Source organism: Pseudomonas sp. BJa3 (assembly GCF_026343815.1).
Lineage (GTDB): Bacteria > Pseudomonadota > Gammaproteobacteria > Pseudomonadales > Pseudomonadaceae > Aquipseudomonas > Aquipseudomonas soli.
In genome coordinates, this window is record NZ_JAOXMC010000002.1 from 282,920 (window position 1) to 307,603 (window position 24,684).

25 protein-coding genes and 1 pseudogene are annotated in these 24,684 nt (G+C 65.7%); 15 read left to right on the forward strand and 11 right to left on the reverse strand.

Annotated elements, in window-relative coordinates; all coding sequences use genetic code 11:
- Position 1 precedes the first annotated feature (1 nt).
- Positions 2–364: a fe2+ zn2+ uptake regulation protein gene (locus OH705_RS03035; protein ID WP_038705997.1), complete on the reverse strand. Its 363-nt coding sequence runs from the start codon at positions 362–364 to the stop codon at positions 2–4.
- A gap of 200 nt (positions 365–564) precedes the next feature.
- On the opposite strand from OH705_RS03035, the gene OH705_RS03040 reads away from it, so the two are divergent.
- Positions 565–2,871 (forward strand): acylase, encoded by a 2,307-nt coding sequence (locus OH705_RS03040; protein WP_416383563.1) that lies wholly within the window; start codon positions 565–567, stop codon positions 2,869–2,871.
- Positions 2,872–2,942: 71 nt separating this feature from the next.
- Here OH705_RS03040 and OH705_RS03045 read toward each other — a convergent pair whose 3' ends face one another.
- Positions 2,943–3,665 (reverse strand): UDP-2,3-diacylglucosamine diphosphatase, encoded by a 723-nt coding sequence (locus OH705_RS03045; RefSeq protein WP_267300923.1) that lies wholly within the window; start codon positions 3,663–3,665, stop codon positions 2,943–2,945.
- Positions 3,662–4,162: a peptidylprolyl isomerase gene (locus OH705_RS03050; protein ID WP_023630093.1), complete on the reverse strand. Its 501-nt coding sequence runs from the start codon at positions 4,160–4,162 to the stop codon at positions 3,662–3,664. The genes OH705_RS03045 and OH705_RS03050 overlap by 4 nt, the downstream gene beginning before the upstream one ends.
- A gap of 247 nt (positions 4,163–4,409) precedes the next feature.
- Between OH705_RS03050 and OH705_RS03055 the strand changes: the two genes are divergently transcribed.
- Together OH705_RS03055 and cysS are read left to right on the forward strand one after the other, a co-directional pair.
- Positions 4,410–6,113, forward strand: coding sequence for a glutamine--tRNA ligase/YqeY domain fusion protein (locus OH705_RS03055; protein WP_104443965.1), 1,704 nt, complete (start codon positions 4,410–4,412; stop codon positions 6,111–6,113).
- A 9-nt stretch (positions 6,114–6,122) separates the two neighbouring features.
- On the forward strand, positions 6,123–7,505 hold the full coding sequence (gene cysS / locus OH705_RS03060; protein ID WP_038705999.1) for a cysteine--tRNA ligase: 1,383 nt from the start codon (positions 6,123–6,125) through the stop codon (positions 7,503–7,505).
- Between the two features lie 118 nt (positions 7,506–7,623).
- On the opposite strand, the gene OH705_RS03065 is transcribed toward cysS, so the two are convergent.
- The 5 genes and pseudogenes from OH705_RS03065 to OH705_RS03085 all read right to left on the reverse strand — a co-directional run bounded on the left by OH705_RS03065 (position 7,624) and on the right by OH705_RS03085 (position 11,704).
- Complete coding sequence (locus tag OH705_RS03065) at positions 7,624–9,015, reverse strand: sensor histidine kinase (RefSeq protein WP_038706000.1); 1,392 nt, start codon at positions 9,013–9,015, stop codon at positions 7,624–7,626.
- Positions 8,993–9,673, reverse strand: a complete 681-nt coding sequence (locus tag OH705_RS03070; RefSeq protein WP_038706001.1) for a response regulator transcription factor — start codon at positions 9,671–9,673, stop codon at positions 8,993–8,995. The genes OH705_RS03065 and OH705_RS03070 overlap by 23 nt, the downstream gene beginning before the upstream one ends.
- Before the next feature lie 171 nt (positions 9,674–9,844).
- On the reverse strand, positions 9,845–10,864 hold the full coding sequence (locus OH705_RS03075; RefSeq protein WP_038706002.1) for a branched-chain amino acid aminotransferase: 1,020 nt from the start codon (positions 10,862–10,864) through the stop codon (positions 9,845–9,847).
- 120 nt (positions 10,865–10,984) lie between these two features.
- A pseudogene (locus OH705_RS03080) lies at positions 10,985–11,339 on the reverse strand (hypothetical protein).
- A complete protein-coding gene (locus tag OH705_RS03085) occupies positions 11,336–11,704 on the reverse strand; it encodes a glyoxalase superfamily protein (RefSeq protein WP_038706003.1) in 369 nt (122 codons plus the stop codon). The pseudogene OH705_RS03080 and the gene OH705_RS03085 overlap by 4 nt, the downstream one beginning before the upstream one ends.
- 283 nt (positions 11,705–11,987) lie before the next feature.
- Here OH705_RS03085 and OH705_RS03090 point away from each other — a divergent pair, with 283 nt between their 5' ends.
- From OH705_RS03090 to OH705_RS03145, 12 genes are all read left to right on the forward strand, one after another.
- The gene (locus OH705_RS03090) at positions 11,988–12,821 is read left to right on the forward strand and encodes an urease accessory protein UreD (RefSeq protein ID WP_038706004.1); all 834 of its coding nucleotides are present in this window, start codon (positions 11,988–11,990) and stop codon (positions 12,819–12,821) included.
- A 10-nt stretch (positions 12,822–12,831) separates the two neighbouring features.
- A complete protein-coding gene (locus OH705_RS03095) occupies positions 12,832–13,134 on the forward strand; it encodes an urease subunit gamma (protein ID WP_038706005.1) in 303 nt (100 codons plus the stop codon).
- Positions 13,135–13,144: 10 nt separating this feature from the next.
- On the forward strand, positions 13,145–13,462 hold the full coding sequence (locus tag OH705_RS03100; protein WP_023632872.1) for an urease subunit beta: 318 nt from the start codon (positions 13,145–13,147) through the stop codon (positions 13,460–13,462).
- Entirely contained in the window at positions 13,459–15,162 is a 1,704-nt protein-coding gene (gene ureC, locus OH705_RS03105) for an urease subunit alpha (protein WP_038706006.1), read from the forward strand. The genes OH705_RS03100 and ureC overlap by 4 nt, the downstream gene beginning before the upstream one ends.
- A gap of 10 nt (positions 15,163–15,172) precedes the next feature.
- Complete coding sequence (gene ureE, locus OH705_RS03110; RefSeq protein WP_038706007.1) at positions 15,173–15,658, forward strand: urease accessory protein UreE; 486 nt, start codon at positions 15,173–15,175, stop codon at positions 15,656–15,658.
- A gap of 19 nt (positions 15,659–15,677) precedes the next feature.
- On the forward strand, positions 15,678–16,223 hold the full coding sequence (locus OH705_RS03115) for a HupE/UreJ family protein (RefSeq protein WP_038706008.1): 546 nt from the start codon (positions 15,678–15,680) through the stop codon (positions 16,221–16,223).
- Positions 16,223–16,897 carry an urease accessory protein UreF gene (locus tag OH705_RS03120; RefSeq protein WP_094011209.1) on the forward strand — a complete coding sequence of 225 codons (675 nt, stop codon included), beginning with the start codon at positions 16,223–16,225 and terminating at the stop codon, positions 16,895–16,897. Before OH705_RS03115 ends, OH705_RS03120 begins: the two co-directional genes overlap by 1 nt.
- 11 nt (positions 16,898–16,908) lie before the next feature.
- On the forward strand, positions 16,909–17,532 hold the full coding sequence (gene ureG / locus OH705_RS03125; protein ID WP_023632538.1) for an urease accessory protein UreG: 624 nt from the start codon (positions 16,909–16,911) through the stop codon (positions 17,530–17,532).
- Between the two features lie 232 nt (positions 17,533–17,764).
- A complete protein-coding gene (locus OH705_RS03130) occupies positions 17,765–18,001 on the forward strand; it encodes a hypothetical protein (protein WP_023632539.1) in 237 nt (78 codons plus the stop codon).
- A gap of 141 nt (positions 18,002–18,142) precedes the next feature.
- Complete coding sequence (locus OH705_RS03135) at positions 18,143–18,658, forward strand: sigma-70 family RNA polymerase sigma factor (protein ID WP_104443962.1); 516 nt, start codon at positions 18,143–18,145, stop codon at positions 18,656–18,658.
- Positions 18,655–19,602 carry a FecR domain-containing protein gene (locus tag OH705_RS03140; protein ID WP_104443961.1) on the forward strand — a complete coding sequence of 316 codons (948 nt, stop codon included), beginning with the start codon at positions 18,655–18,657 and terminating at the stop codon, positions 19,600–19,602. The genes OH705_RS03135 and OH705_RS03140 overlap by 4 nt, the downstream gene beginning before the upstream one ends.
- A 65-nt stretch (positions 19,603–19,667) precedes the next feature.
- Positions 19,668–22,052, forward strand: coding sequence for a TonB-dependent siderophore receptor (locus tag OH705_RS03145; RefSeq protein ID WP_267300935.1), 2,385 nt, complete (start codon positions 19,668–19,670; stop codon positions 22,050–22,052).
- A 3-nt stretch (positions 22,053–22,055) separates the two neighbouring features.
- Here the strand turns inward: OH705_RS03145 and OH705_RS03150 are convergent, their stop codons facing one another.
- The 3 genes from OH705_RS03150 to OH705_RS03160 form a co-directional block, all read right to left on the reverse strand.
- A complete protein-coding gene (locus tag OH705_RS03150) occupies positions 22,056–22,667 on the reverse strand; it encodes a cell wall hydrolase (RefSeq protein ID WP_023632291.1) in 612 nt (203 codons plus the stop codon).
- Between the two features lie 46 nt (positions 22,668–22,713).
- Positions 22,714–23,631 (reverse strand): AEC family transporter, encoded by a 918-nt coding sequence (locus tag OH705_RS03155; protein ID WP_267300936.1) that lies wholly within the window; start codon positions 23,629–23,631, stop codon positions 22,714–22,716.
- Positions 23,632–23,763: 132 nt separating this feature from the next.
- Positions 23,764–24,627 carry a LysR family transcriptional regulator gene (locus tag OH705_RS03160; protein WP_267300938.1) on the reverse strand — a complete coding sequence of 288 codons (864 nt, stop codon included), beginning with the start codon at positions 24,625–24,627 and terminating at the stop codon, positions 23,764–23,766.
- Positions 24,628–24,684 lie beyond the last annotated feature (57 nt).

The window sequence follows — 24,684 nt, forward strand, 5'->3', positions numbered from 1 at the left end:
CTCAGCGCGAGGCGGGTTGCTCGAGCACGGCTCGGGCCTGGGGGTTGAGGCTGTAGCATTTGTCACTGCCCAGGCTGATCACGCCTTCGCTGCACAAGCGCTTGAGCACCTCTCGCACGCTCAGGAACGACAGCGGGATGTCCAGTTGCTCCAGTTGCGCATGCACGCCACGCACACCAATGCTGCGGCCACTGCGGCCGGCGGTGTGCAGGGCGTCGATGACCTTAAGGCGGATCAGGCTGGTGCGCAGGCCGTAGGCGCGCAGCAGCTCGCGGATTTGCTCGTTGCCCACGCGTTCTTCCTGGGGGGCGGCGGCCTGACTGGGCGCAGGCTGCGCCGCCAGCGATTGTTGCGGGTTGTACATGTGAATGCTCCTTTTCGTGGACTGTCCCGAAATCATGGGTGCCTCACATCTAAAGACGTTTGAGCTCGACAAAACTGCAACCCCCGGTGAAAAAAATCTGACATGTTCTGTTGAGAACGTTGCAGCACCGCGTTGAACGTAAAATTTTCATCTGGCCATTCGTCTGTTCGGGATGACCCCGATAAGCACGAGGAGTGCCTGTGATCCCTCTTCCCCTGTTTCGCCTGGGCCTTGCCGCCGCCCTGGTCGCTGCCAGCCTGACCCTGCAGGCGCGCGAGGCCGATGGCGAGGCGTCCGCGCAGATCCGTCGCACCAGTTTCGGCGTGCCACACATCCTGGCCAAGGACGAGCGCGGCCTGGGCTACGGCATCGGCTACGCCTACGCCCAGGACAACCTGTGCCTGCTGGCCGGCGAGGTGCTGACGGTCAATGGCGAGCGCTCCCGGTATTTCGGTGCCGACGGCAAGACGGTCGAGCAGCGTGACAACCTCTCCAGTGACCTGTTCTTTACCTGGCTCAACGAACCTGCGGCGGTAGACAGTTTCCTCACGGCGCAGCCGGTGGCGGTGCGTGATCTGCTTGATGGGTATGCCAACGGCTACAACCGTGCCCTGGGTGAACGACGGATCGAGGGGCTACCGGCCGAGTGCGGGGCAGGGGAGTGGCTACGGCCGATCACCAGCCGCGATCTGGTCAAGCTGACCCGGCGCTTGCTTGCCGAGGGCGGCGTAGGGCAATTCGTCGAGGCCGTGGTCGCCGCGACGCCTCCCGAGCTGGCGGCGCAACGCCCGGAGGTCGACTACAGCGTGGCCTTGGCGCGACAGGCGCAGTTCGCCGCCGAGCGTGGCAGCAATGCCGTGGCCGTGGGCGCCGAGCGTTCGGCCAATGGCCGTGGGCTGCTGATGGCCAACCCGCATTTCCCGTGGATTGGCGGGATGCGTTTTTACCAGATGCAGTTGACCATCCCCGGGCAACTGGATGTGATGGGAGCGGCGTTGCCGGGCCTGCCAGTGGTAAATATCGGTTTCAACCGGCAACTGGCCTGGACCCACACGGTCGACACCTCCAAGCACTTCACCCTCTATCGCCTGCAACTGGATCCCAGGGACGCCACCCGCTATCTGTATGACGGCCAGTCGCTGCCGCTGGAGCGCAAGCTGCTCAAGGTCACGGTGAAGGGGGAGGACGGTACGCTCAGCCAGGTCGAACGCACGATTCACCTGTCGAAGTTCGGCCCTGTGGTGCAATGGCCCGGCCGTCTGGATTGGGACAAGCACGCCGCCTACAGTCTGCGCGATGCAAATCTGGACAATACCCGGGTATTGCAGCAGTGGTACCGGATCAACCGTGCCGACAGCCTGCAAGCGCTGAAGGCGTCGGTGGGTGAGCTGCAGGGCATCCCCTGGGTCAATACCTTGGCAGTGGACGCTGCTGGCCAGGCCTTGTACCTCAATCAGTCGGTGGTGCCCTATGTCGACCAGGGGATGCTGGAGCAGTGCAGCACCCCCGGCGCGTCTGGCCCGCTGGTGGTGCTCGACGGCTCGCGCAGTGCCTGTCAATGGAAGGTGGATGCGCAGGCGGCCCAGTCAGGGATCTTCCCGGCCAACCTGCTGCCGAGCCTGGAGCGGCGCGATTATGTACAGCACGCCAACGACTCGGCGTGGATGGTCAACCCGGCCCAGCCGTTGACCGGCTTCTCGCCCCTGGTCAGCCGTGCCCACCAGCCCCTGGGCCTGCGCAGCCGCTTTGCCCTGCAGCGCCTGCAGGGCAAGGGCAAGCTGGGCAGCGCCGAGCTCCAGCACATGGTCTTCGATGACGAGGTGTACCAGGCCAGCCTGCTGATGCCGGATCTGCTGCAATGGTGCAAGGGCGTGGAGGCGGACATTCAGTCGGTATGTGCCAGCCTGCAGGCATGGAACGGCAAAGCCGATCAGGACAGCGGTATCGGCCTGGTTCATTTCATGAACATCGCCGCCACGCTGGCCGAGCATCCGCAAAGCTGGCGCGTGCCGTTCGATCCGGCCGACCCGTTGCACACGCCTCGTGGCCTGGCGGTGGAGCAGGCCGCCGTGCGCAAGCTGCTGCACGAGGCGGCGCTGGGCTCGCTTGCGCAGGTGAACGAGGCTGGTATCGCCGCCGACCAGCGGTGGGGGCAGATCCAGCAGGCCGCCGATGGCACGCCGGTGCCCGGCGGGCCGCAGGCCTTGGGCGTCTACAACGCGATGGTCAGTGTGCCGGTAGGGCCGGGCAAGCGCCTGGTGGTCAGTGGTTCGAGCTATCTGCAGGTGGTCAGCTTCACCGAGCAGGGCCCGCAAGCCCAAGGGCTGTTGGCGTTCTCGCTGTCGAGCGAGCGGGCGTCAGCGCATGCCGCCGACCAGACGCGGGCCTTCGCGGCCAAGCAACTGGCGCCGATTCCGTTCACCGAGGCGCAGATCAAGGCTGATCCGCAGTATCAGCAGTATGTGATCAGCGAGCGGGACCAGGGTCAGGTGGTCAGCGCCAAATAGCACCGTCGGTGGCAGCGCGGGGCAAGCCCGCTCCTACGTGAATCGTGGGAGCGGGCTTGCCCCGCGCAGTTTCAGGAGAAGTCGAACGGGGCCAGTTGGAAACCCTGTTCATCCACCTGCAAGGCCCAGCCACGCCGATCCCAGTCGCCCAGCACGATGCGCCGTGCCGGCTGGCCGTCGACCACCAGCTTGTGCAGCGCCGGTCGATGGGTGTGGCCGTGGACCAGGGTACGTACGCCGTGGGCGGCCATCACCTTGGGCACTTCCTCGGGGGTGACATCGACGATTTCGGTGCTCTTCATGCGTGCCTGCGAGCGGCTTTCGCTACGCAGCTTGCGTGCCAGCTTGTGCCGCGTGCCCAGCGGCAGGTGCCGCAGGATCCACAGGCTAAGCGGGTTGCGCAGGTAGCGGCGCAGCTTCATGTAGGCCACGTCACGGGTACACAGGGTGTCGCCATGCATCAGCAGCACCGCCTCGCCACCGAGCTCGACCACGCTGGGGTCGGCCAGCAGGGTGCAGCCGGCGGCGTCGCAGAACGCCTGGCCAATGAGAAAGTCACGGTTGCCGTGCATCAGGTACACGGCCGTGCCGCTGTCGCTCAACCGGCGCAGAGCCTGGCAGATCGACTGCTGGAAGGGCGTCATGGCATCGTCGCCGATCCAGGCCTCGAAGAAATCGCCGAGGATGTACAGCGCCTTGGCGTGGCGGGCGCGGCCGTCGAGCAGATCAAGAAACGCCCGGGTAATGTCCGGGCGTTCTTCTTGCAGGTGCAGATCGGAGATCAGCAGTATCACTCAATGATCTCGGCTTTCTCGATGATCACGTCGTCTTTCGGCACGTCCTGGTGGCCGGCTTTGGAGCCGGTGGCGACTTTTTCGATGGCGTCGACGATTTCCTGGCCTTCGATCACTTCACCGAACACCGCGTAGCCCCAGCCCTGGACGTTCTTGCCGCTGTGGTTGAGGAAGTCGTTGTCGGAGGCGTTGATGAAGAACTGCGCGGAGGCCGAGTGCGGCTCCATGGTACGGGCCATGGCGATGCTGTACTTGGTGTTCTTCAGGCCGTTGTCGGCTTCGTTCTGGATGCTGGCGCGGGTTTTCTTTTGGCTCATGCCAGCCTCGAAACCACCACCCTGGATCATGAAGCCCTTGATCACGCGGTGGAACACGGTGCCGTCGTAGTGGCCTTCCTTGACGTACTGAACGAAGTTCTCGGTGGTCAGCGGGGCTTTCTCGGCGTTCAGTTGCAGGACGATATCGCCGTGGTTGGTGCTCAGTTTGACTTTGGACATGCTGAAATTCGCTCTTTCAAGGCATTCGGGAAATAGGGTGCGCGCTGCGCTCGGACAACCTGACGCAGGATCAGGCAGCCGCGGCACAGGCCACTGGGGCGTCATTGTGCCGGATTGTAGACCGCTGCGGCGACAAAACGCGCCACTTTGTCGGTGCTCCGGCTGTCAGCAGCTTGACTGCTTCGGCTATGATAGGCCCTTTGATTCAATCGGCCTACCCGGCCGGCTACCTGCATTCAAGGACACTATGAGCAAGCCCACTGCCGACAACGCGCCAAACGCCGCTGCCAAAGGCGCCCCCGCCGTCCCTGTGAACTTCCTGCGGCCGATCGTCCAGGCCGACCTGGACGCGGGCAAGCACCAGAGCATCGTCACCCGTTTCCCGCCGGAGCCCAACGGCTATCTGCACATCGGCCACGCCAAGTCGATCTGCGTCAACTTCGGCCTGGCCAAGGAATTCGGCGGCGTCTGCCACCTGCGTTTCGACGACACCAACCCGGCCAAGGAAGACCAGGAGTACATCGACTCCATCCAGCGTGACGTCAAGTGGCTGGGCTTCGAATGGGCAGGCCCGGTGCGCTACGCCTCGGACTACTTCGACCAGTTGCACGCCTGGGCCGTGGAGCTGATCAAGTCGGGCAACGCCTACGTCTGCGACCTGACCCCCGAGCAGGCCAAGGAATACCGCGGCAGCCTGACCGAGCCAGGCAAGAACAGCCCGTTCCGCGAGCGCAGCGTCGAGGACAACCTGGACCTGTTCGCCCGCATGAAGGCCGGCGAATTCAAGGACGGCGAGCGCGTGCTGCGCGCTAAGATCGACATGGCCTCGCCGAACATGAACCTGCGCGACCCGATCCTGTACCGCATCCGCCATGCCCATCACCATCAGACCGGTGACAAGTGGTGCATCTACCCCAACTATGACTTCACCCACGGTCAGTCGGACGCCATCGAAGGCATCACCCACTCGATCTGCACCCTGGAGTTCGAGAGCCACCGCCCGCTGTACGACTGGTTCCTCGACAAGCTGCCGGTGCCGGCGCACCCGCGCCAGTACGAGTTCAGCCGCCTGAACCTGAACTACACCATCACCTCCAAGCGCAAGCTCAAGCAGTTGGTGGACGAAGGCCACGTCGAGGCCTGGGACGATCCGCGCATGTCGACCCTGTCGGGCTACCGCCGCCGCGGCTACACCCCGGCCTCGATCCGCAACTTCTGCGAGATGATCGGCACCAACCGTTCCGACGGCGTGGTCGACATGGCGATGCTCGAGTTCAGCATCCGTGACGACCTGGACCGCACCGCGCCACGCGCCATGTGCGTGCTGCGCCCGCTCAAGGTGGTCATCACCAACTATCCCGAGGGTCAGGTCGAGCAGCTCGAACTGCCGCGCCACCCGAAGGAAGACATGGGCGTGCGCGTGCTGCCGTTCGCCCGCGAGCTGTACATCGACCGCGACGACTTCATGGAAGAGCCGCCCAAGGGCTACAAGCGCCTGGAGCCGGCCGGTGAAGTGCGCCTGCGCGGCAGCTACGTGATCCGTGCCGACGAGGCGATCAAGGACGCAGACGGCAACATCGTCGAGCTGCGCTGCTCGTACGACCCGGACACCCTGGGCAAGAACCCCGAGGGCCGCAAGGTCAAGGGCGTGATCCACTGGGTGCCGGCCGAGGGCAGCATCGAGTGCGAAGTGCGCCTGTACGACCGCCTGTTCCGCTCGGCCAACCCGGAGAAGACCGAAGACGGCGGCACGTTCCTCGACAACATCAATCCCGATTCGCTGCAGGTGCTCAGTGGTTGTCGTGCGGAACCTTCCCTGGGCCAGGCCCAACCGGAAGACCGCTTCCAGTTCGAGCGCGAAGGTTACTTCTGCGCCGACCTGAAAGACTCCCAGCCGGGTCGCCCGGTGTTCAACCGCACCGTGACCCTGCGCGATTCGTGGGGCAGCTGAGGAACCTTCGTGCTTACCATCTACAACACGCTGAGCAAGACCAAGGAAGTTTTCAAGCCGCTGGACGGCAACAAGGTGCGCATGTACGTGTGCGGCATGACCGTGTACGACTACTGCCACCTGGGCCACGGTCGCAGCATGGTGGCCTTCGACCTGGTCACCCGCTGGCTGCGCAAGAGCGGCTATGAGCTGACCTATGTGCGCAACATCACCGACATCGACGACAAGATCATCAACCGGGCCAACGAGAACGGCGAGTCGTTCGACGCGCTGACCGCCCGCATGATCGACGCGATGCACGAGGACGAGCGCCGCCTGAGCATCCTCAAGCCGGACCTGGAGCCGCGTGCCACCGACCATATCCCCGGCATGCACGCGATGATCCAGACCCTGATCGACAAGGGCTACGCCTACGCGCCGGGCAATGGCGACGTGTACTACCGGGTCGGCAAGTTCGTCGGCTACGGCAAGCTGTCGCGCAAGAAGATCGAAGACCTGCGCATCGGCGCGCGCATCGAAGTGGACGAGGCCAAGCAGGACCCGCTCGACTTCGTGCTGTGGAAGGGCGTCAAGCCCGGCGAACCCTACTGGGATTCACCGTGGGGCCCGGGCCGTCCGGGCTGGCACATCGAGTGCTCGGTAATGTCCACCTGCTGCCTGGGCGAGAGCTTCGACATCCACGGTGGCGGCAGCGACCTGGAGTTCCCGCACCACGAGAACGAGATCGCCCAGAGCGAGGCGGCCACCGGCAAGCAGTACGCCAACGCCTGGATGCATTGCGGCATGATCCGTATCAACGGCGAGAAGATGTCCAAGTCATTGAACAACTTCTTCACCATCCGCGATGTGCTCGACAAGTATCACCCGGAAGTGGTGCGTTACCTGCTGGTGGCCAGCCACTACCGCAGCGCGATCAACTACTCCGAGGACAGCCTGCGCGACGCCAAGGGCGCGCTCGAGCGCTTCTACCATGCGCTGCGTGGCCTGCCGCGCGTGGCTGCCCAGGGTGGCGAGGCATTCGTCGAGCGTTTCACCGTGGCGATGAACGACGACTTCGGTACACCTGAAGCCTGCGCCGTGCTGTTCGACCTGGTGCGCGAGATCAACCGCCTGCGTGACAGCGACCCCGAGGCCGCCGCCGGCCTGGCAGGTCGTCTGCGCGAGTTGGGGGATGTGTTGGGTGTGCTGCAGCTGGAAGCCGATGACTTCCTGCGCGCCGGCGCCGAGGGCAAGGTCGATGCCGCTGAAGTGGAGGCGCTGATCCAGGCGCGTCTGCAGGCGCGCAGCGACAAGAACTGGGCTGAATCCGACCGCATCCGCGACCAGCTGGCCGCCATGGGCGTGGTGCTGGAAGACAGCAAGGGCACCACTACCTGGCGCCTGGCTGACTGATACTGCAACCGGGGCCGTTGTGCGGCCCAATCGCGGGGCAAGCCCGCTCCCACGTCGACGCATCTGCAATCGGGTGTCAACGTGGGAGCGGGCTTGCCCCGCGATGCTTTTCAGGCTGCTACTTTACCGGCCCCGCCAGTGGGCAATGCAGCACCAGCCTTGCCCCACCCAGCGCACTGCTGGCCACCTCCAGCCCGAAGCCGTGCAGGTCGACGATCGCCGCGACGATCGACAGCCCCAGCCCGAACCCTGCGTGGCGATGGCCTTCCTCACTGCGGTAGAAGCGCTTCAACACGGCCTCGCGCTCATCTGCCGGAATCCCCGGCCCACTGTCCTCGACAGCAATATGCACGCCGGCCTCGTCCTCGCTGGCGACGATACGCACCTGTCCGCCCTCGGGGGTGAACTTGATCGCGTTGCCCACCAGGTTGGCCAGTGCTTCGAAGAGCAGTTCCCGGTCGCCATGTAGCGCCGCCAGCTGCGCAGGCTGCTCCAGGTGCAGACGGATGCCGCCATCCTCGGCCAGCGGCAGGTAGAAGTCATGAAGCTCCGCCAGCAACCCTTGCGGGTCGAGCCGGACGAATCCGGCGCGGCGCTGGCGGTCTTCCAGTTCGCTGATGCGTAGCAGCCCGCGAAAGCGGGCCATCAGCGTGTCGGTCTCGCCGATCGCCTGGTCCAGCGCCGCGCCTTCGGCGGAGTCGCTGCCGCTTTGCTGGCGGATGCGGTAGAGCTGGGCACGCAGGCGCGTCAGCGGGGTGCGCAGGTCGTGGGCGATATTGTCACAGACGCCCTTGACCTCGTGCATCAGCCGCTCGATGCGGTCAAGCATGGCGTTGACGATGGCGGCGAGCATGTCCAGTTCATCGCGCCGGGCCGACAGGGGCAGGCGGTGGGTGAGGTCGCCGGCGACGATCAGCTCGGCTTGGGCCTGGATCGCGCGGATGCGCTTGAGCGGCCTGCGCCGTAGCAGGTACCAGCCGGCGAAGCCCGGGATCAAGGTCAGCGAGATACCCCAGAGCAGAGCGTCGAGGATGATCCTCGTCACCACGAACAGCGAGCCGTTGTCGCGCACCAGCACCAGCCAGCGACCGTCCTGCACCTTGATCGCCACGGCATCGCAGCTGTCGCGGGGCAGATGGGGATCGTCGGCGTCCAGGCAACGCTTGAGCTCATGGACCTTGCCGTCCAGGCCCAGCTCCGAGGGAATTGCACGGATGCGCCCGCCGATCGGGTTGAGCTGGGTATCGAACAGGCCGTAGGCGTCGAAGCTGCGCTCCTCGAAGGCCTGGCTGGCGACCAACGCGTCGTCCAGCTGCTTGCCGCTCATGTGGGCGAACAGGTGCTGGCGTTGCAGCATCGAGTGGCGGGTGAGCTTGTTCAGGTAGCTGGTGACCTCGAAGTACAGCACCCCCATGAGGATGCTGCTCCAGGCCACGAACAGGAAACTGTATAGCGCCAGCAGACGGCTGGTGGAGGAGCTCCAGCCCTTAGACGGGTTCGGCAATGGCATAGCCGGAGCCCCGCACGGTGCGAATCAGCGGGTTCTGGCCGGGCGAGTCGATCTTCTTGCGCAGGCGGCCGATGTGCACGTCGATCAGGTTGGTGCCGGGGTCGAAGTGGTAGCCCCACACCTCCTCGAAGATCATCATCCGGGTGATCACCTGGCCGGAGTGGCGCATCAGGTACTCGAGCAGCTTGTATTCGGTGGGCAGCAGGTTCAGCGCCTGTTCGCCGCGGCGGGCTTCGTGGCTGATCAGGTCAAGCTCGAGGTCGGCGACCTGCAGGCGGGTCTGGGTCATCGGCACGCTGTTGCGGCGCAGCAGCACCTCGACCCGGGCGGCCATTTCGTCGGAGGCGAACGGTTTGGTCAGGTAGTCGTCACCGCCGGCGCGCAGGCCGCGCACGCGCTCGTCGACGTCCGACAGCGCGCTGATCATCAGGATCGGCGTGGCGATCTTCAGGTTGCGCAGGGTGGTGACGATGGTCAGGCCGTCGACCTCGGGCAGCATGCGGTCCAGGGTGATCAGGTCGTAGCCGCCGGCGATGGCCTTGGCCAGGCCTTCACGGCCATTGTCTGCCCAGTCGACTTCCAGACCGTGGCTGGACAGTTCGGCGACGATTTCCTGGGCGGTGACAGCGTCGTCTTCGATAGTCAGTACGCGAGGCATGCTGGTTCCTGGGCGGCGAGTGGAGACCTGATTGTGCCAAAGAATAGACAACCGGCGATTTAAGAAAAATTCATCTAGGCAATACTGCCGCGGCTGACGCTCAGATGGCGCAGCAGTAAAAAGAAAGGGGCGTGCCATTGCTGGCACGCCCCTTCTCATGACGGCACGGGCTTAAACGACCTTGACGATCCAGCCCGCTGGCGCCTCGACATCACCGCTCTGGATGCCGGTCAGCTCGGCATACAGCTTCTGCGTCACGGGGCCGACTTCGGTTTCGCTGTGGAATACGTGCAGCTTGCCGTTGTACTGGATGCCGCCGATTGGCGTGATCACCGCAGCGGTACCGCAGGCACCGGCTTCGACGAAACGGTCGAGCTTGTCGATTTCCACGTCGCCTTCGATGACCTTCAGGCCCAGGCGCGATTCGGCCAGTTCCATCAGCGACAAGCGGGTGATGCCCGGCAGCACCGAGACCGACTTCGGCGTGACGAATTCGTTGTTGGCGGTGATGCCGAAGAAGTTGGCCGAACCGACTTCCTCGATTTTCTTGTGGGTCAGCGGGTCAAGGTAGATGCAATCGGCGAAGCCGGCTTTCTTGGCTTCATAGCCCGGCTGCAGGCTGGCCGCGTAGTTGCCGCCGACCTTGGCCGCGCCGGTGCCCTGCGGGGCGGCACGGTCGAAGTCGGAGATGAGGAATTTGTGCGGGGTCATGCCGCCCTTGAAGTACGAGCCGACCGGGATGGCGAAGACCGAGAAGATGAATTCAGGGGCGGTGCGCACGCCGATGTTGTCGCCGGTGCCGATCACGAATGGGCGCAGGTACAGGGCGCCTTTGCCGTGCGGTGGGACAAACTTCTCGTTGGCCTTGACCACCTGTTTGCAGGCTTCGATGAACTGTTCGGTCGATACCCGTGGCATCAGCAGGCGGTCGCAGCTGCGCTGCATGCGCGCGGCGTTCTGGTCCGGACGGAACAGGTTGATCGAGCCATCCTTGCAGCGGTAGGCCTTCAGGCCTTCGAAGCACTGCTGGCCATAGTGCAGGGCGGTGGAGCCTTCACTGATGTGCAGCACATTGTCTTCGGTCAGGGTGCCCTTGTCCCATTCGCCGTTACGCCATACGGACAGGTAACGCTTGTCGGTCTTGATGTAGTCGAAACCCAGCTTGTCCCAGTTAATGCTTTCGTTACTCATGACACCCTCATTGCTCTTGCCCGAACACGGCGGGCTGCTTTTATATGCGCACCCCGCCACCTTAATACATCCGGCGCGGATCGGGAACTGTAGGAAATCTGTAGGAGCGGGGCACATGGTTCAACGCAAGCGCCGGTTCCAGTCCCCGCCATGATCGCGCCAGCACGCCTCCTCGCTGTCGAAGCGCACATGCCAGGCCACATGGTCCAGTTCGATGCCTGCGTCACGCAGCGCCTGGGCCGTCAGCGCGATCATCCGCGCCTTAGTCCGCGCCGGCCAGCGCGCGGGCCTTGTCGGTGTCATCGGTGAACACCCAGATGATGCGCAGGCTGGCGGGGAAGTCGTCGAGGTCCACCTGGTGGGTGAGCCAGGCGAAACCGACGATCTCGCCCTGGGCAGTGGCGCAGGCTTCGGTCAAGCAGGCGACCATCTCCCGCTCCAGGCGCGCCAGGGCGCGCTTGCCGCTGGCCATCAGACGTTGTCGATCTGCTGGCAGAAGCGCAGGCGGTTGCCGAACGGGTCGGCCACCTGCATTTCCAGGCCCCAGTCGACCGCCTCGGCCTGCGGGCGGGCGTAGCCGTAGCGCTTGGCCAGCAGTTCGCACTCCAGCGCCTTGAGGTCCTCGACCCGGGCAAACACCGCCGAGCCCGGCGTGGCGTCGCCGTGGTGTTCGGACAGGTGCAGGATCAAGCCGTCGCGGTGGATCTGCATGTACAGCGGCAGGTCCGGGGCGAAGCGGTGTTCCCAGTCGAGCTGGAAGCCCAGGAAATCGAGGTAGAACTCCCGGGCCTTGTCGACCGAGAAGATCCGCAGGATCGGAATGGCGGGGGCGAATTGCATGGGGGCGTCCTTGGCTCGAAAAGGGGCAGGGTGGTCACTGTAGCCTACTTCGCCACGCCGGCAGGCACTTGAATCGCGCGTCCGGGCGTAGCCGCTCTGGCCCGCAGCCTTGCGGCATGACTGACGGTCCGAAAGTTTCATCATCGTTCATCTGCGCAGTTGGCCCGCTCCCTGCTATATCCCTCCAGCGAATATTGATCGAGTGGTCAGCCCGGCGCGCCTGCAAGCGCCCCGCGCAGGGCCCTCATCCGGCCGTCAGGCCATGGATTTCAGGGGTTTGAGGATGTCGTCGGCGCAACAGATCGACCCGCTACAGGCAGAGCCAGGCTGGCGCGCCCACCTGCGGTTGCGCTTCGTCCAGCGTGACGGCGTGACCCGGCTTGGTGCGCGCCATCATGTCGGACCTCTTTTGGTGCAGCGGCCTTTCTATCCGGAGGGAGCACCATGCCATGTCTATGTGCTGCACCCTCCAGGGGGCATCGTCGCCGGCGACCGTCTCGAGCTTGACGTCCACCTTGAGCCCGGCAGCCATGCCTTGCTCACCATGCCTGGCGCAAGCAAGTTCTACCGCAGCATCGGCCCAACAGCGCGGCTGGGCCAGCGCTTTCACCTCGCCGCCGGCAGCACCCTGGAATGGCTGCCGCAGGACAGTATCTTTTTCAACGGCGCCCGCGCTGGCCTCGACAGCCGTTTCAGCCTTGAACCCGGCGCGCGCCTGCTGGCCTGGGAGACGCTGTGCCTGGGCCGTCCGGTGATGAACGAGTGCTTCGAAGAGGGCGCGCTGGACAGCCGCCTGCGCATCGAACTGCCCGGCGAGCCGGGCCTGCACGAGCGCCTGCGCATCGAGGGTGGGCTGCTGGACAAGGTCGCCGGGCATCCGTTGCTCGCCACCTTCTGCGCAGTACCCGCCGACCAGACGGTGCTGGAGCGGGCGCGGCAGATCCTCGACGAACTCGAAACCCCAGCCGGCGCGACGCTGCTCGGCCCGCTGCTGGTGATCCGCCTGCTCGACCACGACAACCAACACCTGCAACGCAACCTGCAGCGCCTCTGGCACTTGCTGCGCCCGGCCGTGCTCGGCCTGGCACCGTGCCCGCCGCGCATTTGGGCCACCTGAGAGAGCCGCCATGGAGCTGACCCCGCGAGAGAAAGACAAATTGCTGCTGTTCACCGCCGCCTTGCTGGCCGAGCGACGACTGGCCCGTGGCCTGAAACTGAACTACCCGGAGGCGGTGGCGCTGATCAGCGCCGCAGTGCTCGAAGGCGCCCGCGATGGCCGCACGGTTGCCGAGCTGATGAGCCTGGGTCGCGAGGTGCTGGTGCGCGAGCAGGTGATGGCCGGCGTGCCGGAAATGCTGCACGACGTTCAGGTCGAGGCGACCTTCCCCGACGGCACCAAGCTGGTGACCGTGCATGAACCCATCGTTTGAGGAGGCCGGCATGATTCCCGGAGAAGTCCAGGTCGCCGCAGGCGACATCGAGCTCAATGTCGGTCGCCTGAGCGTCAGCGTCAGCGTGGCCAACCATGGCGATCGCCCGGTACAGGTGGGCTCGCACTACCACTTCTACGAAGTCAACGATGCCCTGGTGTTCGAGCGCGGGCCGACCCGAGGCTTTCGCCTGGACATCCCGGCCGGCACCGCGGTGCGCTTCGAGCCCGGGCAATCACGCACCGTGCAGTTGGTGGCTTATGCCGGCAAGCGCGAGGTGCACGGCTTTCAGGGCAAGGTGATGGGCGTGCTGGAGGAAAGGGCATGAGCCGCATTTCCCGCCAGGCCTACGCTGATATGTTCGGGCCTACCGTTGGTGACCGCGTGCGCCTGGCCGATACCGCGCTGTGGGTGGAGGTCGAGAAGGACTTCACGATCTATGGCGAGGAGGTCAAGTTTGGCGGCGGTAAAGTGATCCGCGACGGCATGGGCCAAGGCCAGATGCTCGCCGCCGAGGCCATGGATCTGGTGCTGACCAACGCGCTGATCATCGATCACTGGGGCATCGTCAAGGCCGATATCGGTGTCAAGCATGGCCGTATCGCCGCCATCGGCAAGGCCGGCAACCCTGATGTGCAGCCCGGCGTCACGGTACCGGTGGGGCCGGGCACCGAGGTCATCGCCGCCGAAGGCAAGATCGTCACCGCTGGCGGCATCGACTCGCATATCCACTTCATCTGCCCGCAGCAGGTGGAGGAGGCGCTGACCAGCGGGGTAACCACCTTCATCGGCGGCGGCACCGGCCCGGCCACCGGCACCAACGCCACCACCTGCACCCCAGGGCCCTGGTACCTGGCGCGCATGCTCCAGGCCGCCGACTGCCTGCCGATCAACATCGGCCTGCTGGGCAAGGGCAATGCCTCGCGGCCCGAAGCCCTGCGCGAGCAGATTGCCGCCGGTGCCGTGGGCCTCAAGTTGCACGAGGACTGGGGCTCGACACCAGCGGCCATCGACTGTTGCCTGGGGGTGGCCGAGGACATGGACATCCAGGTGGCGATCCACACCGATACCCTCAACGAGTCGGGCTGCATCGAGGACACCCTGGCGGCCATCGGCGAGCGCACCATCCATACCTTCCACACCGAAGGGGCGGGCGGTGGCCATGCGCCGGACATCATCCGCGCGGCCGGCCAGGCCAATGTGCTGCCATCCTCGACCAACCCGACGCTGCCCTACACCGTGAATACGGTAGACGAGCACCTCGACATGCTCATGGTCTGCCACCACCTGGACCCGAGCATCGCCGAGGACGTCGCCTTCGCCGAGTCGCGCATCCGTCGCGAGACCATCGCCGCCGAGGACATCCTCCACGACATGGGCGCCTTCGCCATGACCTCGTCCGACTCCCAGGCCATGGGCCGGGTCGGCGAGGTGGTGCTGCGCACCTGGCAGGTTGCGCACCAGATGAAGCTGCGCCGCGGCCCGCTGGCCCCGGACAGCGCCTACAGCGACAACTTTCGGGTCAAGCGCTACATCGCCAAGTACACGATCAACCCGGCGCTGACCCACGGCATCGCCCACGAGGTCGGCTCGGTGGAGGTGGGTAAACTGGCCGACCTGGTGCTGTGGGCACCGGCGTTCTTCGCGGTCAAGCCGGCGCTGGTGGTAAAGGGCGGCATGATCGCCACGGCGCCGATGGGAGATATCAATGGCTCCATTCCAACCCCGCAGCCGGTGCATTACCGGCCGATGTTCGGCGCCCTGGGGGCGGCGCGGCATGCCACGCGCATGACCTTCCTGCCCCAGGCCGCCCTGGACCGAGGCCTGCCCGCAGAGCTGAAACTGCAGAGCCTGATCGGCCTGGCCCACGGTTGCCGGCAGGTGCGCAAGGCCGACATGGTCCACAACACCCTGCAACCGCTGATCGAGGTCGACGCCCAGACCTACCAGGTGCGTGCCGACGGCGAGCTGTTGGTGTGCGAGCCGGCGCACGAGTTGCCGCTGGCACAGCGTTATTTCCTGTTCTGAAGGAGCGAACATGATTGTCCTCACACGCCGGATCACTGCAGCCCAAGCCATCACCGGCAGCGTCACCCTGAATGTCGACAGCCGCATCAAGAGCCGCCTGCGCGTCACCCTCGACGACGGCCGCGAGGCCGGGCTGATGCTCGAACGCGGCCACCTGCTGCGCGGCGGGGAATTGCTGGCCGATGCCGATGGCCAACAGGTCATTCGCGTGCTTGCCGCCCCCGAGGCGGTCTCGACTGTGCGCTGCGCCGATCCTCACCTGCTGGCCCGCGCCGCCTATCACCTGGGCAATCGCCATGTGCCGTTGCAGATCGAGCCGGGTCTGTTGCGCTTCCAGCACGACCATGTGCTCGACGACATGCTGCGTGGCCTGGGGCTGGAAGTGATCGCCGAACAGGCGCCATTCGAGCCCGAGGCCGGTGCCTACCAGAGCGCCCCCCACAGCCATTCCCATGGCCACGATCACCCGTTCGTGCGTCTTCCTGCCCATTCCTGACTTCATCCCGGAGCCCACAATGAAAAAGACTTTCGCCCTGGTTTTGCTGATGGTGGCCTTGCCGGCCTTCGCCCATCCTGGCCACGACAGCAATCCGTTGCAGGATGGCCTGCTGCACCCGCTGACCGGCCTCGATCACTTGCTGATGCTGCTCGGCACGGGTGTGCTGGCCGCCCTGACGGGGCGCAGCCTGACCTTGCCATTGGCGACCCTGGCGGCGATGTTCGGCGGCGCGGTCTGCGGCCATCTGTTCGGCGATGTGGTCGGCATGGAGCAGATGATCCTCGGCTCGCTGCTGGTGGCGGCCGCGGCCATGTTGGTGCCGAGTCGTCAGTTGCTGCTGTCGCTGATCATGCCGGTGTTCGCCCTGTTCCACGGTTGGGCCCATGGCGTGGAAGCCACCCCTAGCGCGTTCTGGCAATTCAGTGCCGGTTTTGTAACGGTCAGCGGCCTGCTACTGGCGGCGGGCTTTGGCGTAGGCTGCCTGCTGCGGCGCCATGCCGCCCTGCAGAAGGCTTTCGGCGGCGGCCTGCTGGCGGGCGCCGCGCTGGTGCTGGCCGGCTGATGCACACTGATCTGGCGCTGCTGCGCTTGCTGCAGTTGGCCAGCCCGGGTTTGCCGGTGGGCGGCTTCACCTACTCGCAAGGCCTGGAGTGGGCCGTGGAAGCCGGTTGGGTGAAGGATGCCAAAGGCTTCGCCGCCTGGCAGCGCGAGCAGTTGCACGACACCCTCGGCCACCTCGACTGGCCATTGCTGGCGCGCCTGTACAAGGCCTGCCAGGCCGAAGATGCCGACGCCTTCGCGCACTGGAGCCAGTTTCTTTTGGCCAACCGCGAGACCGCCGAACTGCGCCTGGAAGAACGGCAGCGCGGCAGCGCCCTGGCGCGTCTGCTCGATGGCTGGCAATTGGGGCAGGAGCCAGCCTGGCGCGCCAGCCTCGAGCTCAGCCAGCTGGGCGGCATGGCCTGGCTCGGGGCGCACTGGTCGATCCCGTTGCGTCAGCTCGCCCTGGGCCATGGCTTCGCCTGGCTCGAGGGTGCGGTGATGGCGGGGGTGAAGCTGGTGCCCTTCGGCCAGCAGGCCGCGCAAACCCTGCTACGCGACTTGGGCGAGGAACTGCCTGCCGTGCTTGATCATGCTCTGGGCCTTGACGACGACCAGCTCGGCGGCGGCCTGCCGCTGCTGGCCATCGCTTCATCGCGCCATGAAACCCAATACACCCGTTTGTTCCGTTCCTGAGGACAGCCACGATGCAAAACTATCAGCAACCCCTGCGTGTCGGCGTCGGCGGCCCGGTCGGTTCCGGCAAGACCGCGCTGCTTGAAGCCCTGTGCAAGGCCATGCGGGATCACTACCAGATCGCCGTGGTGACCAATGACATCTACACCAAGGAAGACCAGCGCATCCTTACCGAAGCCGGGGCCCTGGAGCCTGAGCGCATCGTCGGCGTCGAGACCGGCGGTTGCCCGCACACGGCGATCCGCGAGGACGCCTCGATGAACCTGGCGGCCGTCGAGGCGTTGGCGCGCCAGTTTGGCAACCTCGAGGTGATCTTCGTCGAGAGTGGCGGTGACAATCTGAGCGCCACCTTCAGCCCGGAGCTGGCCGACCTGACCATCTATGTGATCGATGTCGCCGAGGGCGAGAAGATCCCGCGCAAGGGCGGACCGGGCATCACCAAGTCGGACTTCCTGGTGATCAACAAGACCGACCTCGCGCCCTATGTGGGGGCGTCGCTGGAGGTGATGGAACGTGACACCCGGCGCATGCGCCCGGAGCGGCCGTGGACGTTCAGCAACCTGAAGAAAGGCGAGGGGCTGCAGGCAGTGATCGATTTCATTGTCGAGCGCGGGATGCTGGGGGTTGCGCGCTAGCCATGAGACCGAGCGCAGCCCACACCGCGCTGCGTTAACGGTTGCGGCGCTTCACCTGGGTGCCAGTACGTCCTCAAGGACGATTTCCTACGAGTTAATGAAGCGCTTTCACGTGGCGAAGTGACTTCTTCCTAACGCTGCCTGGCAGGAACAGAAGATAGAGTCAACCGGGCTGCAGGAGGAGCGCTTCGCCTGTGCAAATCAAACCGGGAAATCACTGAAAGGACACTGTATGAAAAAGATCGTACTGGTCGCGTCGCTGGCAGCCGCAAGCTTGACCCAGATGGCTTATGGCAGCCAACCGGCGGGCTCTCCAAAGGGCACCCCAGCGCTCATCCAAAGCAGCATGGCGGCAAAAAGCCTGCCGGTTGACGCCCCGTTTATTGGTGACATGGGATCAAGCGCATGCCCGGGCAGGACCGCCCGCACTTCTACCGGCGACTGCCAGCCGCCTGCTGAATTCGATTGATAAAGCGTGGCGCGGACCGCCTTGTGAAATACCCGACCTGCGGTGAATCCAGCCCTATGCCCGGCCAGCGCGATGCTATTGGCCAATGCATTGAGGTCAATTAGAATAAATATCATTTACACCTGCAGCAGCGTGCCATTGATGACTGAGTCCACCGCGGCCCCTGAACCCTCGCTAAGCGCTCTTTATCGGGCACATCGCGGTTGGCTGCACGGCTGGCTCCTGCGACGCCTGGGCGACACCTGGACGGCTGCCGACCTGACCCAGGACACCTTCCTGCGCGTGCTGGCCGCTCAGCAGTCCCAGACCCTGGCCAGCCTGCGCGAGCCCAGGGCGTATCTGCTCACCGTAGGCCGTCGGCTATTGGTCAACCACTTTCGACGACGTTCGCTTGAGCATGCCTATCTCGAGGCGCTGCGCCAGTTGCCCGAGGCGCTGGCGCCATCACCTGAGCAGCGCTGGGTGCTCTTAGAGACCCTGCAGGCCCTCGATGAACTGCTGGATGGCTTGCCCCGCCCGGTGCGCCAGGCGTTTATCTGGTCACAGCTGGAGGGCCTGGACTACGCCAGTATCGCCACCCGCCTGCGGGTCAGTGAGCGCACGGTCAAGCGCTACATGGTCAGGGCCTACGAGCATTGCTTGCTGGTGGCGCTGTGAACGCGCGCACCGATGACGCGGCGCGGCGCCTGGCTCGCGAGGCGGCGCAATGGCTGGCCTTGCAGGATGCCGGTGGCTTGAGTGCCGAGCAGCGCGACAGCCTGAGTCGCTGGCGTGAGCGCAGTGCTGCCCATGAGGCGCTGTGGCAGAAGGCCGAGGCGCTGCGCGAGCGCTTCAGCCAGGTGCCGGCACCGTTGGCGGCGACCTGCCTGGACCGCCCCGATCCAGACCGCCGTCGCTTGTTGGGGCAGGCCCTTGCCGTGGGCACCCTGGTGCCACTGGGGTGGTTGGGTTATCGGCAATTGCCGGTCGATAGCTGGCGTGCCGACCTGCGCACCGCCACCGGCGAGCGTCGCGGCCTGACGTTGCCTGATGGCAGCCGCTTGCAGTTGAATACGGCCAGCGCGGTGAACCTCGATTTCAGCCTCGGTCGGCAGCAGGTGCAACTGGTCGCCGGCGAGATCGCCGTGGACAGCGCCGGCTCGCTGCAGGTACAGACCCGGCAGGGCTTGTTGCGCGCAGGGGGGGCGAGCTTCTGCGTGCGCCTGGGCGGGCGGGGTTGCGCCGTTTCGGTCAGCCGTGGCCAGGTCGATCTGCATCCGTTGTCCGGCCCAGGCGCGCGGGTGGATGCCGGACAGCGTGCGCTGCTCGGGGCCAGCGGCATCGGTGCCTTACAGCCATTCGATGCGCAGTTGCCAGGCTGGCAGCAGGGATTGCTGCTGGCCAACAACCAGCGGCTGGGCGAGTTGTTGCGTGAGCTTCGCCGCTATCGCCCTGGTTTGCTGCGTTGGGACCCGGCGTTGGAGCGCCTTGCGGTGACCGGCACCTTCCAGTTGGACGACACCGACCGCATCCTTGCATTGCTGGCCGCGAGCCTGCCGTTGGTGGTGCATTACCGCACTCGTTACTGGGTGTCGCTGACACCGCGCGAAAATACTGCCTGACGGCTGTCCCTTTTTTCCTGCTCACCGGTCATTCAGGGCATCACCCTCCAACAAGAGCATTGCGGATGTCCCTGAACCCTCTGATTCGCCCCTTGTCCACGCCTGTGCTGTTGCTTGCCCTGGGTTTGCCGGGGATGTCCTGGGCCGATGACGCGCCACGGCGCAGCTACCAGATCCCGGCAGGCAGCCTGGCCGCTGCGCTGACTCGCTTTGCCGGCCAGGCCGGGGTCAACCTCTCGGTAGACCCGGCGCTGGTGGCCGGGCACGGCAGCAATGGGCTTGCCGGCGAGTACGCTGTCGAAGAGGGCTTCACGGCATTGCTGCGGGGCTCGGGCCTGCACCTGGTGCCCGCCGGGCAGGGCGGCTACACCCTGATGCGCCAGATAGCGCCGGGTGACGGCGCCCATGAGCTGCCCAGTACCACTATCAATGGCCAGGGCATCGGCTCGGCCAGTGATTCCTACGCGGGCGGCCAGGTGTCGCGGCGCGGCAGCCAGGGCCTGCTGGGCGAGCGAGACTACATGGACACGCCTTTCAACATCACCTCCTACACCAGCGAGCTGTTACAGAACCAGCAGGCGCGGACCCTGGCCGACGCGGTGGCCAACGACCCGTCCGTACGCACCACCAACCCGTCCGCCGGGCGCTTCGAGCAGTTCTCGGTGCGCGGCTTCAGCCTGTACAACAGTGATGTCGCCTACGGTGGCCTGTATGGGGTGCTGCCCACCTACTCCATCGACATGGAAATGGTCGACCGCGTCGATATCCTCAAAGGGCCCGGTGCCTTGCTGGGCGGGCTGGCACCCAATGGCAGCGTTGGCGGAGGAGTCAACATAGAACCCAAGCGCGCGGGCGAGACGCCGCTGACCGAGTTCACCGCGCTGTATGCCTCGGCCGGTCAGGGGGGAGGGCATGTGGACATCGGCCGGCGTTTCGGCGAAGGGCAGCGTGTGGGCCTGCGTCTGAATGCGGTGCGTCAGGCCGGCGATACAGAATGGGAGCACCAGCGCCTGGAGCGCGAGGCCTCGGTGCTGGGCTTCGATGTGCGCGGCGAGCGCCTGCGCCTGTCGCTGGATGTCGGGCATCAGCAGCGCGATGTCGACGCGCCTATGGAGCGGGTTGGCCTGAATCCTGGGGTCAATGTGCCGCACGCCAAGGCCATCCACCACAACTTCGCCCAACCTTGGAGCTACTCGCGGGCCGAGGACACTTTCGGCGCGGTGCGCGGCGAATACGATGTCAGCGATAACTGGATGGTCCATGGCGCGCTGGGGGCGCGCAAAGGTGACTACGACTTCCTGCGCCACGCGGTGCAGGTCACCAATGATGCCGGGCGCTTCAGCGTCAGCCCTCGGGCATTCCAGCGCGAGGAAAAAGTGATCACCGGTACTGTCGGGGTGCGGGGCTGGTTCGATACCGGCGCGGTCGGCCATACCCTGAACATCAGCCTCAATCGCTTCGACATGACCTTCGACAATAGCGGCGCGCGCTATGCCGCAGGTGTGAGCAATCTGTTCGACCCGGTGGCCCTGGCTGCGCCCGGCACTACGACGGCGCTGGACAACCCGACCCACACCAAGACGCTGCTCTCCAGCCTGGCTCTGGCCGACACCCTGAGCCTGGCCGAAGACCGCGTGCTGCTCACCCTCGGCGCCCGGCTGCAGCGGGTCGAGGTCGACAGTTCCGAGCCTGGCGAGCCCGACCAGCGTTACGACGAACATGCCACCTCGCCGGCCCTGGGGCTGGTGTGGCGCAGCAGCGAGCGGTTGTCGCTGTATCTGAACTACATGGAGGGGCTGACCCAGGGCCAGGTGGCGCCGGAGACGGCGAACAACGCCGGCAAGGTGTTCGCGCCCTATCGCAGCAAGCAGGTGGAGGTGGGCGCCAAGTACGACGCCGGCAGCTTCAGCACCACCCTGAGCCTGTTCCGTATCGACAAGCCGGCCTACTACACCGATGCGCAGAACAACCTGCGGGCCGATGGCGAGCAACGCAACCAAGGGCTGGAACTGAACTTGTTCGGCGAACCCCTGGCCGGCGTGCGCCTGCTCGGCGGGGCGATGCTGCTGGACGCCGAACAGACCCGCACCGCCGACGGGCGCAACGATGGCAACCGGGCCATCGGCGCGCCGATCGTCAACGCCAACCTGGGCGTGGAGTGGGACCTGCCGGCGGTGGCCGGGTTGACGCTCGGCGCCCGGGTGATCCACACCGGCAACCAATACCTGGATGCGGCCAACCAGCAGAAGATCGATGCCTGGCAGCGCTATGACCTGGGCGCGCGCTATGCGCTGAAACTGGGCGGCAAGGCGATCACCTTGCGCGCCAGCGTGGAAAATGTGCTCGACAAGACGTACTGGGCTTCGGCGAACGTGCCGGAAGGCACCGCTACTGGCCTGACCTTGTCGACGCCACGCACCTGGCTGGTATCGGCGACGGTCGGGTTCTAATGTCTAGCGGGCCAGGGCCTGGTTCGGTTTGTAGAACAGGAAATGCGTGGTCTGGGCCGTCTTGCGATAGGCCTTGGCCCAGTCGGGGCGGACGCTGCGGTCATGGAAATACAGGGCGCCGCCGGTGGGGTCCTTGAGCTGCTGGTTGAGTGCCTTGCGGGCGATTTCCTTGGCCACCGCGTAGCGCTCCGCTTCTTCGACCTGGTCGGGGCGCCCGTCGCACCACCAGGAAAACTGGCAGCTCTTGCTCTCCACCCCCTGCTTGACCACCGCGCAGATGCTGTCGGGAAAGCCTTCGTGGCCGAGGCGATTGAGCACCACGCTGGCCACCGCGCTCATGTCCTCGGCGTCGGCGCCCTTGGCTTCCCAGTAGATGGTGCGGGCCAGGCAGGTGATGCTGTCGTCCATCGGCGCCTGGCCTGCCGGGTCGACGGCCTGGACTTCACCGGGGGTCAGGGTTTCCTGTTTTTTGGGAGGTGGGGCATCCTCGACCACCTTCTCCTCGAGCACCTGCGCCTTGTCTTCGGCAACCGCGGCCTGTTGGCTGTCGGCGGCGAGGAGGGGGCCTGCAAACAGGGTCAGGGACAGACCGAACAGCATCCACGCAAGGCGCATGATCGAGACTCCGCGAGAGGGCTGTCCACAGTCTAGCCGTTCGGCTTCAATTCAGTGTCAGGCTCAGCACCAGGGGCAGGGTCGCGGCGGCGGCGATGGTCTGCAGGGCGATGATGGTGGCCATCAACGGGGCGTTGCCGCCCATCTGCCGGGCCATCACATAGGACGACGACGCGGTGGGCAGCGCCTGGAACAGCACCGCCACCACCGCGGCCTGGCCACTCAGCCCGAGCAACCGGCACAGGCCCCAGGTGGCCACCGGCATGATCAGGAACTTGAACAGCGACGCGGCCAGCACCGGCCTGACCTGCTGCCCCAGCCGCGCCCCGCCGAGCGCCGCGCCCACGCACAGCAGGCCCAGCGGCAACGCTGCCTGGCCCAGGGCCTTGACCGTGGGCTCCAGGCCGGCCGGCAGGCCGAGGCCGGTTACCCGCAGCAACAGGCCAGCCGCGCAACCGATGATCAACGGGTTGGCGAAGATCGCCTTGAGCACCGTGGTCGGTGAGCTGTGGCGTGCGCTGAAGCGGGCGAACACCAGCACGCAGAGCAGGTTGACCAGCGGCACGATGGCCGCGTTGGCCACCGCCGCGAGGGCGATGCCGGCAGCGCCGTAGAGGCCGGCGGCCAGGGTTGCACCGATGTAGTTGTTGAAGCGCACGCCACCCTGGAACACCGAGGTGAAGTCGCCGCCGTCATGGCTGGCGACGGCCTGGTAGAGCACCAGCAGCAGGGCGCCGAGCAGGGTCGAGAGCATCAGCACGCCGACCATGCCCAGTACCGGCACGCCGTCGAGGTTGGCGGTGGCCAGGCCGTGCAGGAACAACGACGGCAGCAGTACGTAATAGCTCAGGCGTTCGGCGCCGGGCCAGAAGGTTTCGGCGAGAAAGCCACGGACCCGCAGCCAGGTGCCCAGGGCGATGAGCAGGATGATCGGGACGAGCGTAGTGAGCAGCAGGTGGAGCATGGCGGGTGGTCCGTGGCCGGGTACGGGCACAGACTAGCGGAGTTGAGTGAGCAGAAAAAACGGTGTTTTCTTTAGTGACCGTTGAGGAAAAATGCATTGTCCATGACAGCTGCGCAGCGCTTTCGCCAGCGTTCATGCCTCGAGTGCGGTCTTCAATACCGCACTCAGGTGCCGCCGCTGGCTCTTTTCATGTTCCAGCAGCACCATGCGCCGGGTCAGTTGCGGTTCACCGAAGGGCAGCACGGTGGCGGCTGGCAGCCGTTCGAGGTCGTCGTCGCTCATGGGGATCACCGCCACCCCGAGCCCCATGGCCGCCATTCGCGCCAGGGCCTCCTGGCTGTCCAGCTCCATCTGCTCGTTGACCTGCAGGCGCTGACGGCGCAGTTCCTGTTCGATCTGGCGGCCGGCCCAGGCGCGTTTGTCGAAGCGCAGGAACGGCTGGCTGGCGAGCAGCGCCGACAGGCTCTGGCCCGCCAGATCCGGGCTGGCGATGGCCCAGAAACGGTCCTCGAACAGCGGCGTGTACTGCAGGCTTTGCGGGTAGGGGCTGACCGGTTCGGTGGTGATTGCCGCGTCCAGCTCGCCATCTTCGACCCGCCGGGCGAGTTCCGCAGACATGCCCGACACCACGCTGACATGCAGCTCGGGGTGGTGAGCCTTGATCCACACCAGAGCCCTGGGCAGGCGCCGGGCGAGCACGGTGTGGATCGCCCCGATACGCAGGCGACCGCGCAGGCTCGGGCCGCTGGCCAGGGTGTCGGCCAGTTCGTCGTAGGCAGCCAGGATGCCTTCGGCGCGGGCCACCGCCAGCTGACCCGCCTCGGTCAGCATCACCTGGCGGCGGCTGCGGTCGAACATGGCGACCTGCAATTCGTCTTCCAGGGTCTTGATGTGCAGGCTCACCGCTGAGGGCGTCAGGCTCAGCAGGTCGGCGGCGCGGGCGAAGGTGCCATGGCGGGCGATGGTGACCAGGGTGCGCAGGGCTTTGAGGGACACGCGGGGCTCCGGTTCTTGACGTGGCAGGCTCACCTTGTCGAGGGCGCTACGATACGC